This window comes from Xanthomonas bonasiae (assembly GCF_017163705.1).
Lineage (GTDB): Bacteria > Pseudomonadota > Gammaproteobacteria > Xanthomonadales > Xanthomonadaceae > Xanthomonas_A > Xanthomonas_A bonasiae.
This window is the reverse complement of sequence record NZ_JAFIWB010000001.1, coordinates 505449-519370: the sequence shown is the minus strand read 5'-3', so window position 1 is coordinate 519370 and position 13922 is coordinate 505449. Positions and strand designations below refer to the sequence as shown.

Annotated in this window: 11 protein-coding genes; 9 read left to right on the top strand and 2 right to left on the bottom strand. The window is 71.7% G+C overall.

Translation table 11 applies throughout. The annotated features are described in order from the left end of the window. Positions 1 to 65 precede the first annotated feature (65 nt). From JR064_RS02125 to tldD, 4 genes are all read left to right on the top strand, one after another. A complete protein-coding gene (locus JR064_RS02125) occupies positions 66 to 632 on the top strand; it encodes a Maf family nucleotide pyrophosphatase (protein ID WP_206228638.1) in 567 nt (188 codons plus the stop codon). After that, complete coding sequence (gene rng, locus JR064_RS02120) at positions 632 to 2122, top strand: ribonuclease G (protein WP_179563786.1); 1491 nt, start codon at positions 632 to 634, stop codon at positions 2120 to 2122. Before JR064_RS02125 ends, rng begins: the two co-directional genes overlap by 1 nt. Positions 2123 to 2246: 124 nt before the next feature. Further along, positions 2247 to 6146 (top strand): YhdP family protein, encoded by a 3900-nt coding sequence (locus tag JR064_RS02115; protein ID WP_206228637.1) that lies wholly within the window; start codon positions 2247 to 2249, stop codon positions 6144 to 6146. A gap of 64 nt (positions 6147 to 6210) precedes the next feature. Beyond that, positions 6211 to 7653: a metalloprotease TldD gene (gene tldD, locus JR064_RS02110; protein ID WP_206228636.1), complete on the top strand. Its 1443-nt coding sequence runs from the start codon at positions 6211 to 6213 to the stop codon at positions 7651 to 7653. 177 nt (positions 7654 to 7830) lie between these two features. On the opposite strand, the gene yjgA is transcribed toward tldD, so the two are convergent. Continuing rightward, positions 7831 to 8433 carry a ribosome biogenesis factor YjgA gene (gene yjgA / locus JR064_RS02105; RefSeq protein WP_206228635.1) on the bottom strand — a complete coding sequence of 201 codons (603 nt, stop codon included), beginning with the start codon at positions 8431 to 8433 and terminating at the stop codon, positions 7831 to 7833. A gap of 97 nt (positions 8434 to 8530) precedes the next feature. Between yjgA and pmbA the strand changes: the two genes are divergently transcribed. The 3 genes from pmbA (at position 8531) to JR064_RS02090 (ending at position 10853) form a co-directional block, all read left to right on the top strand. Further along, positions 8531 to 9895: a metalloprotease PmbA gene (pmbA, locus tag JR064_RS02100; protein ID WP_179563790.1), complete on the top strand. Its 1365-nt coding sequence runs from the start codon at positions 8531 to 8533 to the stop codon at positions 9893 to 9895. Between the two features lie 56 nt (positions 9896 to 9951). Further along, positions 9952 to 10401, top strand: coding sequence for a hypothetical protein (locus tag JR064_RS02095; RefSeq protein ID WP_206228634.1), 450 nt, complete (start codon positions 9952 to 9954; stop codon positions 10399 to 10401). Between the two features lie 74 nt (positions 10402 to 10475). Beyond that, positions 10476 to 10853, top strand: a complete 378-nt coding sequence (locus JR064_RS02090) for a DUF4870 domain-containing protein (RefSeq protein ID WP_206228633.1) — start codon at positions 10476 to 10478, stop codon at positions 10851 to 10853. A gap of 47 nt (positions 10854 to 10900) precedes the next feature. On the opposite strand, the gene JR064_RS02085 is transcribed toward JR064_RS02090, so the two are convergent. After that, positions 10901 to 11194 carry a hypothetical protein gene (locus JR064_RS02085; protein WP_206228632.1) on the bottom strand — a complete coding sequence of 98 codons (294 nt, stop codon included), beginning with the start codon at positions 11192 to 11194 and terminating at the stop codon, positions 10901 to 10903. A 51-nt stretch (positions 11195 to 11245) separates the two neighbouring features. Between JR064_RS02085 and JR064_RS02080 the strand changes: the two genes are divergently transcribed. Together JR064_RS02080 and JR064_RS02075 are read left to right on the top strand one after the other, a co-directional pair. Further along, positions 11246 to 12667 carry a DUF1800 domain-containing protein gene (locus JR064_RS02080; RefSeq protein WP_206228631.1) on the top strand — a complete coding sequence of 474 codons (1422 nt, stop codon included), beginning with the start codon at positions 11246 to 11248 and terminating at the stop codon, positions 12665 to 12667. Between the two features lie 37 nt (positions 12668 to 12704). Beyond that, positions 12705 to 13844, top strand: a complete 1140-nt coding sequence (locus tag JR064_RS02075; RefSeq protein ID WP_206228630.1) for a DUF1501 domain-containing protein — start codon at positions 12705 to 12707, stop codon at positions 13842 to 13844. Positions 13845 to 13922 lie beyond the last annotated feature (78 nt).

Sequence of the window (13922 nt, the reverse complement as noted above, 5' to 3'; positions counted from 1 at the left end):
GGGTCGAGTGTGCGCCTCCGGAATTAGCGATCGTTCAGTCAGGCCCGCCGGGTTATCCTTCAGCCATGCTGTATCTCGCTTCCCGTTCCCCCCGCAGAAACGAACTGCTGACGCGCCTGGGCGTGCCGTTCCGGATCCTCGATCTGGAGGTGCCGGAGGTGCGCGCGGTCGACGAATCTGCGCAAGCCTATGTGCGCCGCGTGGCCTTGGACAAGGCCCGCGCCGGCATGGCGCAGCTGGCCGGTGCGGCCGATGCGGTGGTGCTCGGCGCCGACACCGAGGTGGTGCTGGACGATCGCGTGTTCGGCAAGCCGGCCGACGCCGCCGACGCGGCGGCGATGCTGGCCGCGTTGTCCGCGCGCACCCACCAGGCGATCACTGCGGTGGCGCTGGTCGCCGCGGCGCGCGAGGACGTGCTGCTGGTGCCGACCCAGGTCAGCATCGCGGCCTTGTCGGCGCAGGACATCGCCGACTACGTGGCCAGCGGCGAGCCGATGGGGCGCGCCGGCGCCTATGCGATCCAGGGCGGCGCCGAGCGCTTCGTCAGCCGCCTGGACGGCAGTTATTCCGGGGTGATGGGCCTGCCCCTGCACCAAACTTCCCAACTGCTGCGCGCCTTCGGAGTGCTTTGATGTCGCAAGAGATCCTGGTCAACGTCACACCGCGCGAGACCCGGGTGGCCGTCATCGAGAACGGCATGCTGCAGGAACTGCACATCGAGCGCGGCTGGCGCCGCGGGGTGGTGGGCAACATCTACAAGGGCCGGGTGCAGCGGGTCATGCCGGGCATGCAGGCGGCGTTCGTCGAGGTCGGGCTGGAGCGCGCCGCGTTCCTGCACGCCAACGACGTGGTGCGGCCGGCGCCGGTGGCCAACGGCGACACCGACGAGGCGCCGCCGCTGCCGGTGGCGGCGGGGGTGCCGATCGTGGAGCTGTTGCGCGACGGCCAGGACATCGTGGTGCAGGTGGTCAAGGACCCGATCGGCAGCAAGGGCGCGCGGCTGACCACGCAGATCAGCATTCCCTCGCGCTACCTGGTGCTGCTGCCGCAGTCGCGGGTGATCGGGGTGTCGGCGCGGATCGAGGACGAGGCCGAGCGGCTGCGCCTGAAGACCCTGGTCGCCGACCTGGCCGCCAGCCACGGCGGCTTCGGCTACATCATCCGCACCAATGCCGAGGGCCAGCCGGCCGAGGCGCTGGCCGAGGACATCGCCTATCTGTCGCGGGTCTGGAACGTGGTCGAGCGGCGCGGCCGCGACGGCGCCCCGGCCAGCATCATCTACGAAGACCTGAGCCTGCCGCTGCGCGCGGTGCGCGACCTGATCCGCAAGGACGTGGAGAAGGTCAAGGTCGATTCGCACGAGACCTTCGAACGGCTGCAGGCGTTCGTCGCCAAGTACATGCCGATCCTGGCCGAGCGCCTGGAGCTGTACACCGGCGACCGCCCGATCTTCGACCTGTACGGCGTGGAGGACGAGATCGCGCGCGCGCTCGACAAGCAGGTGCCGCTGAAGTCCGGCGGCTACCTGGTGATCGACCAGACCGAGGCGATGACCACCATCGACGTCAACACCGGCTCGTTCCTGGGCCAGCGCAACCTCGAGGAAACGGTGTTCCGCACCAACCTGGAGGCGGCGCAGGCGGTGGCGCGGCAGCTGCGGCTGCGCAACCTGGGCGGCATCATCATCATCGACTTCATCGACATGGACGACGCCGAGCACCGCCGCCAGGTGCTGCGCACGCTGGAAAAGGCCTTGTCGCGCGACCACGCCAAGACCACGGTGTACGAATTCTCGCCGCTGGGCCTGGTCGAGATGACCCGCAAGCGCACCGTCGAGAGCCTGGAGCGGCAGCTGTCCGAGCCGTGCCCGGAATGCAGCGGGCGCGGTTCGATCAAGACCGCCGAAACCGTGACCTACGAGATCTTCCGCGAGATCACCCGCGCGGTACGCCAGTTCGACGCCGCGCGGCTGCTGGTGATCGCCTCGAGCAAGGTGGTGGCGCGGATCACCGACGAGGAATCCTCGGCGGTGGCCGAGCTGGAGGAATTCCTCGGCAAGAGCATCCGTTTCCAGGCCGACGAGCAATACCTGCAGGAGCAGTTCGACGTGGTGTTGTTGTGAGGCCGGGATTCGGGATTCGGGATTCGGGATTGGTTGAGCGGCGTGATCGCAACCGGTTGCTGTCCGCGCGCGTCGCTTTGGCGTTTGCGAATCCCCAATCCCGACTGCCCAATCCCCGCCGTTGATGCCTACCCCCCTGCGCCGCCGCCTGCGCCTGGCCCGCCGTTTCGCGTTCTACGCGGTGGCGATCGGGCTGGTGTGCGTGGCGCTGGTGGTGGGGGCGCTGAGCCAGGCGCTGCCGTTCGTGGAGCGGCATCCGCAGCGGATCCAGGCCTGGCTCAGCGAGCGCGCCGGGCGCCCGATCCAGTTCGACCGGGTCGAGACCGCGTGGACCCGGCGCGGTCCGCTGCTGCGCCTGGATGGCTTGCGCGTGGGCGCCGGCGATGGCGTGCGCGTCGGCCAGGCCGAGGTGCTGGTGTCGATGTACGCCGGCCTGTTGCCGGGCCGCTCGTTCACCGAGCTGCGCCTGCGCGGACTGGCGCTGACCCTGCTGCGCGGCGCCGACGGCACCTGGTCGGTGCAGGGCCTGCCGACCACCGGGCAGGGCGGCGATCCGCTGGACGCGCTGCAGGGCCTGGGCGAGCTGCAGGTCATCGACGGCCGGCTGGCGGTGCATGCGCCGGAACTGGGCGTGGAAGCGACGTTGCCGAAGATCGACCTGCGCCTGCGCGTGGACGGCGACCGCCTGCGCGTCGGTGCGCAGGGCTGGATCGATCCCAGGCAGGCGCCGCTGACCGCGGTGCTGGACATGGACCGCCGGCGCGGCAACGGCCAGGCCTATGTGGCCGCGCGCCCGGCCGAACTGGCCGGTTGGTCGGGGCTGCTGCAGGCCGGCGGCATCCGCATCGACGGCGGCACCGGCCAGGTGCAGGGCTGGGCGCAGTTGCAGCGGCATCGGATCGTCGGGGTCAGCGTCGAGGCCACGCTGCGCGACCTGCGCCTGAGCGGCGCGGCGCCGGTCGCCGGCGCCGCGCGGCTGCAGACCGCGTTCACCACGCTGCGCGCCACCGCGCGCTGGCGGCAGATCGACGGCGGCTGGCGGCTGGATGCGCCGCAGCTGCAGATCGGCCAGGCGGGCCAGCCGACGCAGCGCCTGGACGGGCTGACCGTGGCCGGCGGGCGCCGCTTCGCGCTGCTCGGCGAACACCTGGACCTGGCGCCGCTGTTGGCGGTGGCCGCGCTCAGCGACGGCCTGTCGCCGTCCCTGCGCGCCTGGCTGCACGCGGCGCGGCCGCGGCTGCAGCTGACCCAGGTGGCGCTGACCGGCCGCGCCGGCGGGCCGCTGTACGGCCAGGGCCGGCTGGGCGCGCTGGCGTTCGCGCCGGTCGGGCAATCGCCCGGCGTCAGCGGCCTGCGCGGACGCTTCGAGGGCGACGCGCAGGGCGGCGAGCTGGTGCTGGATGCCGCCAGCCCGGTGCGTTTCGACTGGCCCAGCGGGTTCGGCGTGCCCCACGACGTGCAACTGGCCGGGCGCATCGTGGTGTTCCGCGACGGCGAGGACCTGCGCGTGGCGACGCCTGCGCTGCGCGTGCAGGGCACCGACTACGGCGCCGACTTCCGCGGCGGGCTGCGCTTCCAGGCCGACGGCTCGCGGCCGTGGATCGACGTGGCCGCCGAGCTGCAGGACGCGCCGGTGGTGGCGGCGAAGAAATTCTGGGTGCATTCGAAGATGAGCAAGGCGGCCACCGACTGGCTGGACGCCGCGCTGCAGGGCGGGCGCCTGCGCGGCGGCCGCGCGCTGGTGTCCGGCGACCTGGACCAGTGGCCGTTCGTCGACCACAACGGCCGCTTCGAGGCCAGTGCACGGCTGGACGACGGCAAGGTCCGCTTCCAGCGCGAATGGCCGGCGGTGGAGAAGGTGGACGCCGATGTCGTGTTCATCGGCAATGGCTTCCAGGTCCAGGGCCGTGGCGAGATGGGCGGGGTGCCGGTGGAACGGCTGTCGGCGACCTTGCCGGACTACAAAGAGGGCCAGCTCAGCGTGCTGGCCAGCAGCCGCGCCGAAACCGGGCAGCTGCTGGCGATGCTGCGGCAGAGTCCGCTGCGCAAGCGCTATGGCGACACCCTCGACGCGCTCAGCGCCTCCGGCCCGGCCGACGTCAGTTTCGACCTGCTGCAGCCGTTGCGCCGCGACGTGGGCGTGCATCATCTGCGCGGCAAGGTCGAACTGCTCGGCGCGCACATCGCCGACCGCCGCTGGGATGTGGCCTTCGACGACATGCGCGGCAGTGCCGACTATCGCGATACCGGCTTCGAAGCGGCCAAACTGGCGGTGCAGTACGCGGGCCATGCCGGCGAACTGGCGCTGCGCGCCGGCGATGGCGTGAGCGATCCGCAGCAGGCCTTCGAAGCGGCGCTGAGCGCCTCGGTGGACGCCGACGAACTGCTCGACCGGGCGCCGGAAATGGCCTGGCTCAAGCCGTTCGTGCAGGGCCGCTCGCGCTGGAACATCGGTGTCGGCCTGCCCAAGACCGCCGATGGCGGAGTGCAGCCGCCGAGCCGTCTGCAGCTGCATTCGGATCTGGTCGGCACCCAGCTGTTGCTGCCGGCGCCGATGGACAAGGGCGTGACCGCGCCGCTGGCGACCTCGGTCAACGTGCCGCTGCCGGTCGGCAGCGGGCGCATCGAGGTGGCCTTCGGCAAGCTGATGGCGCTGGTCGCGCGCAGCCAGAACGGCAAGACCGGGGTCAAGGTGGTGATGGGCAGCGACCACGTGGCCGAGGATCCGCCCAGCAGCGGCCTGACCGTGAGCGGCCGCACCGCCTCGTTGAACGCGATCGACTGGATCGGCCTGGTCAGCGGCCCGGATCCGAACAAGTCGGCCACGCCGGGCGCCGAAGACCCGATGCCGCTGCGCCAGATCGACGTGCTGGCCGACCACCTGCTGCTGCTCGGCGGCGTGTTCGACAACACCCGGCTGCGGCTGCAGCCGCAGGCCGACACGGTGGCGGTGCATCTGGACGGACCGGCGTTGGCCGGGGAACTCAGCGTGCCGAGCAAGGAGGGCGGGGTGCTCGGCGGCCGCCTGGCGCGGGTGCATTGGCGCGCCGCGACGGCGGCGAGCGCGCCGGCGGCCGCGGCCGCTGCGCCGGCCAACGCGGCATCCGATCCCACCCCCACCCCCGCGGCCGCGGCTGCGGCGGTGCGGCCGCTGACCGAGGCGATCGATCCGGCCTCGATCCCGGCGCTGGCGCTGGACGTGGACGACCTGCGTTTCGGCGCGATGAACCTCGGCGCCGCCTCGCTGCGCACCCGCAAGCTGAGCGACGGCATGCAGGTGGACCAGCTGCACCTGCGCTCGGACAAGCAGAAGATCGACATCAGCGGCGACTGGCGCGGCAAGGGCGCCACCGCGCACACCCAGCTCAGCGCCAGCGTGGACAGCCAGGACCTGGGCGAACTGATGCAGAGCCTGGACTTCGGCGGCCAGGTGCGCGGTGGCGAAGGCAGGCTGACCCTGCGCGCCGCCTGGCCCGGCGATCCGGCCGGGTTCCAGCTGGCCACGCTGCAGGGCCAGCTCGACGTGGCCGCGCGCAATGGCCAGCTGCTGGAACTGAACCCCGGCGCCGGGCGCGTGCTCGGCCTGCTCAGCGTGGCGCAGCTGCCGCGCCGGCTGATGTTCGATTTCCGCGATTTCTTCTCCAAGGGCTTCGCCTTCAACCGCATCGACGGCCAGGTCCAGTTCGGCGACGGCGTCGCGCGCAGCGAATCGATGCTGATCGACGGTCCGGCCGCGGAGATCAAGGTGCGCGGGCAGGCCGACCTGCGCGCGCAGCAGTTCGACCAGACCATCGACGTCAATCCCAAATCCGGCAACCTGCTGACCGTGGTCGGCGCGGTCGCCGGCGGCCCGGTCGGCGCGGCGGTCGGCGCCGCCGCCAACGCGGTGCTGGGCAAGCCGCTGGGCGCGATCGGCGCGCGCACCTACCGCGTCACCGGCCCGTGGAAGGATCCCAAGGTGGAGGTGATCGAGCGCGAATCGGCGCGTCCGCCGGCGCCGCCTGCGGCGTCCAGAAGTCCCTGAATCGGCGCCTGCGCCGCACCGCCGGCGCTTGCGCTGAGCGTCCCCGTCCCCCATGTTGAGCCCCATGACCGAAAACGCCCTCAGCCTCGCCGAAACCCGCCTGTTGCTTCCCGCCGGCCTCGATGCCACCAGCCTGGAGCGCGCCTTCGGCACGCTGCTCGGCCCCGGCATCGACTTCGGCGACCTGTATTTCCAGCATTCGCGGCGCGAGAGCTGGAGCGTGGAGGACGGCATCGTCAAGGACGGCGCCCATTCCATCGAGCAGGGCGTGGGCGTACGCGCGATTTCCGGCGAAAAGACCGGGTTCGCCTATTCCGACGACATCCACCGCGACGCGCTGCTGGCCGCGGCGCAGTCGGCGCGGGCGATTTCCCGCGACGGCGGCGCGCAGCCGGCGCAGTCGCTGCTGCGCGGCAACGGGCGCGCGCTGTATCCGGCGCTGGACCCGGTGGACGGCATGGGCAACGACCTCAAGGTCGAGATGCTGCGACGCCTGGACCAGTTCCTGCGCGCCGCCGACCCGCGCGTGCAGCAGGTGATGGTCGGCCTGTCCGGCGGCGTGGACACGGTGCTGGTGGCGCGCAGCGACGGCGTGCTCGCCGCCGACGTGCGCCCGCTGGTGCGGCTCAACGTGCAGGTGATCGTCGAGCAGGACGGGCGCCGCGAGTCCGGCTATGCCGGCGGCGGCGGCCGCTACGGTTACGAAGTGCTGTTCGCCGACGGCCGCCCCGAAGCCTTCGCCAGGGAAGCGCTGCGCCAGGCGCTGGTCAACCTGGAGGCGGTGCCGGCGCCGGCCGGGGTGATGCCGGTGGTGCTGGGTCCCGGCTGGCCCGGCGTGCTGCTGCACGAAGCGGTCGGCCATGGCCTGGAAGGCGACTTCGCGCGCAAGGGCACCAGCGTCTATGCCGGGCGCATCGGCCAGCGCGTGGCCTCGCCGGGCGTGACCATCGTCGACGACGGCACCCTCGACGGCCGCCGCGGCTCGCTGAACGTGGACGACGAAGGCACGCCGACCAACTGCACCACGCTGATCGAAGACGGCGTGCTGGTGGGCTACATGCAGGATTCGCTGAACGCGCGGCTGATGGGCGTGGCGCCGACCGGCAACGGCCGCCGCGAATCGTTCGCGCACCTGCCGATGCCGCGCATGACCAACACCTACATGCTGGCCGGCCAGCACGATCCGGAAGAAATGATCCGCTCGGTGAAGAAGGGCCTGTACGCGGTCAATTTCGGCGGCGGCCAGGTCGACATCACCAGCGGCAAGTACGTGTTCTCGGCGACCGAGGCCTACCTGATCGAGGACGGCAAGGTCACCGCGCCGGTGAAGGGCGCCACCCTGATCGGCAACGGCCCGGAGACGATGCAGAAGGTGCGCATGATCGGCCACGACCTGGCGCTGGACGAAGGCGTGGGCGTGTGCGGCAAGGACGGGCAGAGCGTGCCGGTCGGCGTCGGCCAGCCGTCGCTGCTGATCGACGGGCTGACCGTGGGCGGGACGGCTTGAGTGCCGGGAATGGGGAATCGGAAAACGGGAATCGGTAGCGCCGCGCGTGGCGGCCATGGCGATGTCGGTGCGATCGGCTGCGCCGTCCGGCGGCGTCGCCGGTTGATTCGAGGCGGGATCGGGTCCGATGGCATCCAATGCGGCGCCGCGCGCGGCTGCCGCGGTTGGCGTCGCGGCTCAGTCGCGTTCGTCGGGATCGGTTTCGAGCGCGTCCAGGTCCGCGTCTTCGGCTTCCGCGTCCCCCGTCGCGAGTCCCGTATCCGCCCCCAGCACCAGTTCGCGCAGTTCGCGGAACAACTCGCGGTAGGCGTGCGGCGGCTTGTTCTTCAGCCGCTCTTCCTTGGCGTTGCGGATCAGCTGGCGCAGGCGCTGGCGGTCGGCCTCGGGATAGTCGCCCAGCAGTTCGGACAGCGCGCTGTCGCCGTCGGCGAGCAGGCGCGCGCGCCAGTCCTCGACGCGGTGGATCGCCGCCACTTCGCGGCGCGCGCCGTCGCTGTTGGCGTCCATCGCCTCGCGGATCGCGTCCAGGGTGGCGTCGTCCTCGCGGCGCATCTGCTTGGCCAGGAACGCCAGCTGCCGCTTGTGCGCGATGTGCGAGGTGATGCGCTTGCTTTCCTCGATATGCGGGATCAGCGACTCGGGCACCGGCAGCTTGGCCAGCTGCGCCGGGGTCAGCGCCACCAGCTTCTCGCCCAGGGTCAGCACTTCCAGCGCCGCGCGGCGCTGCTGGCTGCGGCTGTCGCCGCGGAATTCACCGGTGTCTTCGTCGCGTCCGCGCATCGTCGTACTACTCGATCAGTCTGAAACATCAAATTAGAAAGTCCGGCCATGGATGGCCGGGCTCTTGCGAAGGGACTCGCACAACAAGGATAAAGCATTGAACGCGATCACTTCCGAACTGCGCCGCGACGACAGCCTGGAACGCCTGGAGCGCCTGTCCGGCATCGCCGAGCGGCTGCTGGCGCGGGCGCGCGAGCTGGGCGCCAGCCAGGCCGAGGTCAGCTGCAGCGAAGACCGCGGGCTGGACGTCAACGTGCGCCTGGGCGCGGTGGAAACGGTCGAGGCCACCCGCGACCGCGGCATCGGCGTCACCGTCTACTTCGGCCAGCGCAAGGGCAGCGCCAGCACCGCCGACCTGCACGAGTCCAGCCTCGAGGCGACTGTCGCCCAGGCCTGCGCGATCGCCCGCTATACCGAGGACGACGTCGCCTCCGGGCTGGCCGACGCGGCGCTGATGGCGCGCGACATGCCCGAGCTGGACCGCTGGCATCCGTGGGCGCTGGAGGCCGAGGAGGCGATCGAGCTGGCGCTGGCCTGCGAGGCCGCCGGGCGCGAGGCCGACCCGCGGGTGGCCAATTCCGACGGCGCCTCGGCCGGCAGCAGCGAGAGCCTGTCGGTGTACGCCAACTCGCACGGCTTCGTCGGCCGCGAGCGCAGCACCCACCATTCGATCGGTTGCGCGCTGATCGCCGGCCACGGCGACGGTATGCAGCGCGACCATTGGTACAGCAGCGCGTTGGCGCGCGAGGATCTCGAACAGCCGGCGGCGATCGGCCGCCGTGCCGCCGAGCGCACCGTGGCCCGGCTGCAGCCGCGCTCGCTGCCGACCGGCGAGCTGCCGGTGTTGTTCGCGCCGGAGATGGCGCGCTCGCTGGTCGGGCATCTGCTCGGTGCGGTGTCCGGCGGCGCGCTGTACCGCCGCGCCAGCTTCCTGCTCGACAGCGTCGGCAGCCGCCTGTTCCCGGAGTGGTTCGCGATCGACGAACTGCCGCACCTGCGCCGCGGCATGCGCTCGGCGACCTTCGACGGCGAGGGCGTGGCCACCCGTGCCGCGCCGCTGGTCGCCGGCGGGGTGCTGCAGCGCTACGTGCTGGGCAGCTATTCGGCGCGCAAGCTCGGCCTGCAGACCACCGCCAACGCCGGCGGCGTGCACAACCTGCAGGTGGCGGCGAACGCGGACGATCTGGCCACGATCGCCGCCGGCATCCCGCGCGGCCTGCTGGTCACCGAACTGATGGGCAACGGCGTCAACCCGGTCACCGGCGACTATTCGCGCGGCGCCGGCGGCTTCTGGATCGAGAACGGCGCCATCGCCTACCCGGTGGACGAGGTCACCATCGCCGGCAACCTGCGCGAGATGTTCCAGCGCATCGAAGCGGTCGGCCGCGACATCGACGTGCGTTCGCACGTGCACATCGGCGCGGTGCTGGTCGGCAAGATGACGGTGGCCGGCAACGACTGAGGGCCGTCGCTCCCCGGTCCGGACCGACACTGGGCGAACGCGACCACCGCACAGGCATGCGCGCCGGGGCGCCGGATCCGACCGCATCGGCGCCGCAGCGCGCAGTGGCGGTGGCCGCGCATCTGTCGATGTGGCTGGGCGCGTTCGCCGCGGCGAACGGGCATCTGGTCTACATGCTGTACGCGCTGCTGTGCCTGTGGGTGCCGCCTGGCCGCCTGTGGCTGGCGACCAGGCGCCGCCGGTCCTTCGCCGCCGCGCATTGCGCGCAGGCGCTGGCCCTCGGCGCCAGCCTCTCGCTCCTGTGCGCGCTGCTGGCGCCGGCATTGCTGGTCGTCGTTGCGGGGCTGCTTGCGCTGCCGCTGCTGATGCTGGTTATGCTGGCCAGCATGGGTCTGGCCTGGCCGCCACCGTTGCGGCCGTGTGCGGCCGCCGCTACCGCCATCCCTTGCTGCCCTGGGGTGGCGACCGAGCAGGCGCCGCCCCGGCGCGGGGGCCGGATCACTTGACAGGTTCGCGCGGGCCACCGAGAGTGGCGCGCGAAGCGCCTTGCCCACTCACCACCATAAGGAAAGGAATACCGATGAGCGAATTCGACAACGTGACCGCACCGCCGCCGCCGCCGGCTGGCGCCGGCCCGCAGGAAGACCGCACGGTCGCCTTGATCACCCATCTGTCGGGCATCATCGCCAGCTTCATCGTGCCGCTGATCATCTGGCTGATCAACAAGGACAACCCGGCCAAGTCGTTCCTCAACGACCAGGCCAAGGAAGCGCTGAATTTCCAGATCACGGTCGCCATCGCTTGGGCAATCTGCGTGGTGCTCAGCTTCGTGTTCATCGGCGCGTTGTTGATGCCGGTGGTGTGGGTGGTGAACCTGGTGTTCTGCATCCTGGCCGGGATCAAGGCCAACGAAGGCGTCGCCTACCGCTACCCGTTCGCGCTGCGCCTGATCAAGTAAGCGCGCGGTCCGGTTCGCAAAAAGGCCCGGCATTCGCCGGGCCTTTTCTATTTCCGCTGCTGGGCAACCTCCGTTACAAGGCCAAGACCTGGTGTCGCTGCGATAGCAGCGGCCACGAAGTCGATCACCGGCGAAGAGCGGCGCGGATCGCGCTGCACGACCAGCCAGATATCGCGCGAGAACATGCTTTCGGCGTGTTCCAGTCGCATCATCGCGGGGCGCATCGCCCAGAAAGCACGGCGGGCCGGCGACTCCGGCCCGGTCCGCGCCGTGGCTTCCTCACCCGCGATCTGCTCTCGCCAGGGGAGGCCGCGCTGCGAATTGCGGCTGCGGCCGGTCAACCCGGCCTGGTGTCGCGCGTTTGCATTGTGAATGCCGAACCGGAGCGCCGCATGATCCGTCGCGAAACCCTGAGTGCCGCGAACCGCTTCGGTCTGGGCGCGCGCCCCGGCGAACTGGCGAGCATCGACGATCCGCACGCGTGGCTGGCCGCGCAGGTGCGCGCGGCGCTCGCTGCCGTTCCCGCCATGCAGGGCTTGCCCGACAGCCTGGACTATCTGCGCCGCGAAGCCGACTACCAGCGCGAACGACGCCAGGCGCGGATGCAGGCGCCAGCGGATGCCAAGCCCGCGCAGCAGGCGGCGCGCGGCCTGTACCGGCAGGCGCAGACGCAGGAACTGGCGGCGCGCTACGCCGTCGCGGTCGCCAGCGCGGACGGTTTCGCCGAGCGCCTGGTGCATTTCTGGTCCAACCATTTCGCGGTCTCGGTCGACAAGCGTGCGGCCGCGCTGTACGCCGCGCCGATGGAGCGCGAAGCGATCCGCCCGCAGTGCATGGGCCGTTTCGCCGACCTGTTGCTGGCGGTGGAGCGGCATCCGGCGATGCTGCGCTACCTGGACAACGCCAATTCGATCGGTCCCGACTCGGTGCTGGCGCAACGCGCACAGCGCCGTGCGGCGCGCCAGGGCCTGGATGCGCCGCCGCGCCGGCCCGGCCTCAACGAGAACCTGGCGCGCGAGATCCTGGAGCTGCATACGCTGGGCGTGGACGGCGGCTATACCCAGGCCGACGTCACCGAACTGGCGCGCGCGATCACCGGCTGGGGCGTGCCGGCGCCGCGCGATTTCGAACAGGGCGCGCCCGATCGCGCCTTCGTGTTTCGCGCCCCGGCGCATGCCGCCGGCAGCCGTCAGGTGCTGGGGCGGCGCTACGCCGAGGCCGGGCTGGAGCAGGGCGAGGCGATCCTGGCCGCATTGGCCGGGCACCCGGCCACCGCGCGGCATGTGTCGCTGAAGCTGGCGCGGCATTTCGTCCATGACGATCCGCCGCCGGCGCTGGTGCAGCGCATGGCCGACGCCTGGCTGCGCAGCGATGGGCATTTGCCCAGCGTGTACCGGGCGCTGATCGACAGCCCGGAAGCGTGGAGTGCGCAGGCGCGCAAGTTCAAGCCGCCGCAGGATTTCGTGCTGTCGGCGCTGCGCGCCGGCGGCGAATGGCCGCAGGCGCCGGCGCAGCAGAAAACGGTGCTCGGCCTGCTGATGCGCATGGGGCAGCCGCCGTTCACGCCGCGCTCGCCGGCCGGCTATGCCGATGTGGCCGTCGAATGGAGCGGGCCGGATGCGCTGTGGAAGCGGGTGCAGGCGGCCGAGGCGCTGGCCGGGCTGGTCGCGCCCACCGATCCGCTGGCGCTGGCCGGCAACGTGTTCGCCACCAGCCTGGACCAGGACACCGCCAGTGCCTTGCGCCGCGCCGAATCGCCGCGCGACGGCGTGGCCTTGCTGCTGGCCAGCCCGGCCTTCCAATGGCGCGCCTGAGCGGCGCGTCGCGCACCACGATCGCGGAGAACGCCCGATGCAACTGACACGCCGCCGTTTTCTCGCCGCCAGCGGTGCGGCCACGTTGTTGAGCCTGTGGTCCGGCGCCGCTCTGGCCACGCCGGGCGCGCAGACGCGGCTGCTGGTGGTGCTGCTGCGCGGCGCGCTGGACGGCCTGCATGCGCTGGTGCCGCAGGGCGATGCGGACTACGCGCGGCTGCGCGGCGCGCTGGCGCCGCCGCAGACCCTGGCGCTGGACGGCAGTTTCGCGCTGCACCCGGCGCTGGCCTTCGCCCACGAACTGTATGCGCGCAAGCAGTGGCTGCCGGTGGTGGCGGTGGCGCCGCCGTATCGGCAACGCTCGCATTTCGAAGCGCAGGACTGCCTGGAAAACGGCACCGCGCGGCCCAGCGGCGCCTCCAGCGGCTGGCTCAACCGGTGCGCGGCGGCGCTGCACGGCGCCGACGCGCTCTCGGTGAGCACGGTGACGCCGTTGATCATGCGCGGTCCGGGCGCGGTCAGCAGTTGGTCGCCGCCGTTGCCGACCGCGGTCAATCCGATCCTGCTGCAGCGGCTGCAGCCCCTGTACGCCGCAGATGCGCAACTGGCCGACGGCTTCGCGCGCGCGGTGCGCGGGCAGGGCATGCAGGTGGACAGCGTCAAGGGCGGGCAGCTGCCGCAGGCGATGAGCGCCGCCGCCAGCTTCATGGCCAAGGCCGACGGCCCGCGGATCGGCTTCGTCGAGGATTCGGGCTGGGACACGCACGGCAACCAGGCCACGGTGCTGCAGCGCAAGCTGGCCGAACTCGATGCCGGAGTGCGCGCGTTCCACGACGGCGCCGGCGCTAGCTGGGAGCGCAGCGTGGTCGCAGTGGTGACCGAGTTCGGACGCACCGCGGCGGTCAACGGCACCGGCGGTACCGATCACGGCACCGGTGGCGTGGCCTTCCTGGCCGGCGGCGCGATCCGCGGCGGGCGCATTGCCGGCGACTGGCCGGGGCTGTCGCCGCGGGCCTTGAACGAAGGCCGCGATCTGCGCGCGACGGCCGACTTGCGCGGCCTGTTCAAGCATCTGTTGAGCGCCCACCTGGGCGTGTCCGAAGCGGCGCTGGAAACGCAGGTGTTTCCGGGCAGCGGTGCGGTGCGGGCGATGGAGGGACTGGTGGCGTCGCGCTGAGAGGGCATGCCGACGCTGCACGGCAACGCTTCCGATCCGTGGTCGCATGCACGACACACCGGCCGCCGCTCGGCATCC

Excerpts from the sequence above, each read along its gene's own strand:
- JR064_RS02125 (WP_206228638.1), top strand. The coding sequence starts at position 66 with ATGCTGTATCTCGCTTCCCGTTCCCCCCGCAGAAACGAACTGCTGACG.
- rng (WP_179563786.1), top strand. The coding sequence starts at position 632 with ATGTCGCAAGAGATCCTGGTCAACGTCACACCGCGCGAGACCCGGGTG.
- JR064_RS02115 (WP_206228637.1), top strand. The coding sequence starts at position 2,247 with ATGCCTACCCCCCTGCGCCGCCGCCTGCGCCTGGCCCGCCGTTTCGCG.
- tldD (WP_206228636.1), top strand. The coding sequence starts at position 6,211 with ATGACCGAAAACGCCCTCAGCCTCGCCGAAACCCGCCTGTTGCTTCCC.
- yjgA (WP_206228635.1), bottom strand. The coding sequence starts at position 8,433 with ATGCGCGGACGCGACGAAGACACCGGTGAATTCCGCGGCGACAGCCGC.
- JR064_RS02095 (WP_206228634.1), top strand. The coding sequence starts at position 9,952 with ATGCGCGCCGGGGCGCCGGATCCGACCGCATCGGCGCCGCAGCGCGCA.
- JR064_RS02090 (WP_206228633.1), top strand. The coding sequence starts at position 10,476 with ATGAGCGAATTCGACAACGTGACCGCACCGCCGCCGCCGCCGGCTGGC.
- JR064_RS02080 (WP_206228631.1), top strand. The coding sequence starts at position 11,246 with ATGATCCGTCGCGAAACCCTGAGTGCCGCGAACCGCTTCGGTCTGGGC.
- JR064_RS02075 (WP_206228630.1), top strand. The coding sequence starts at position 12,705 with ATGCAACTGACACGCCGCCGTTTTCTCGCCGCCAGCGGTGCGGCCACG.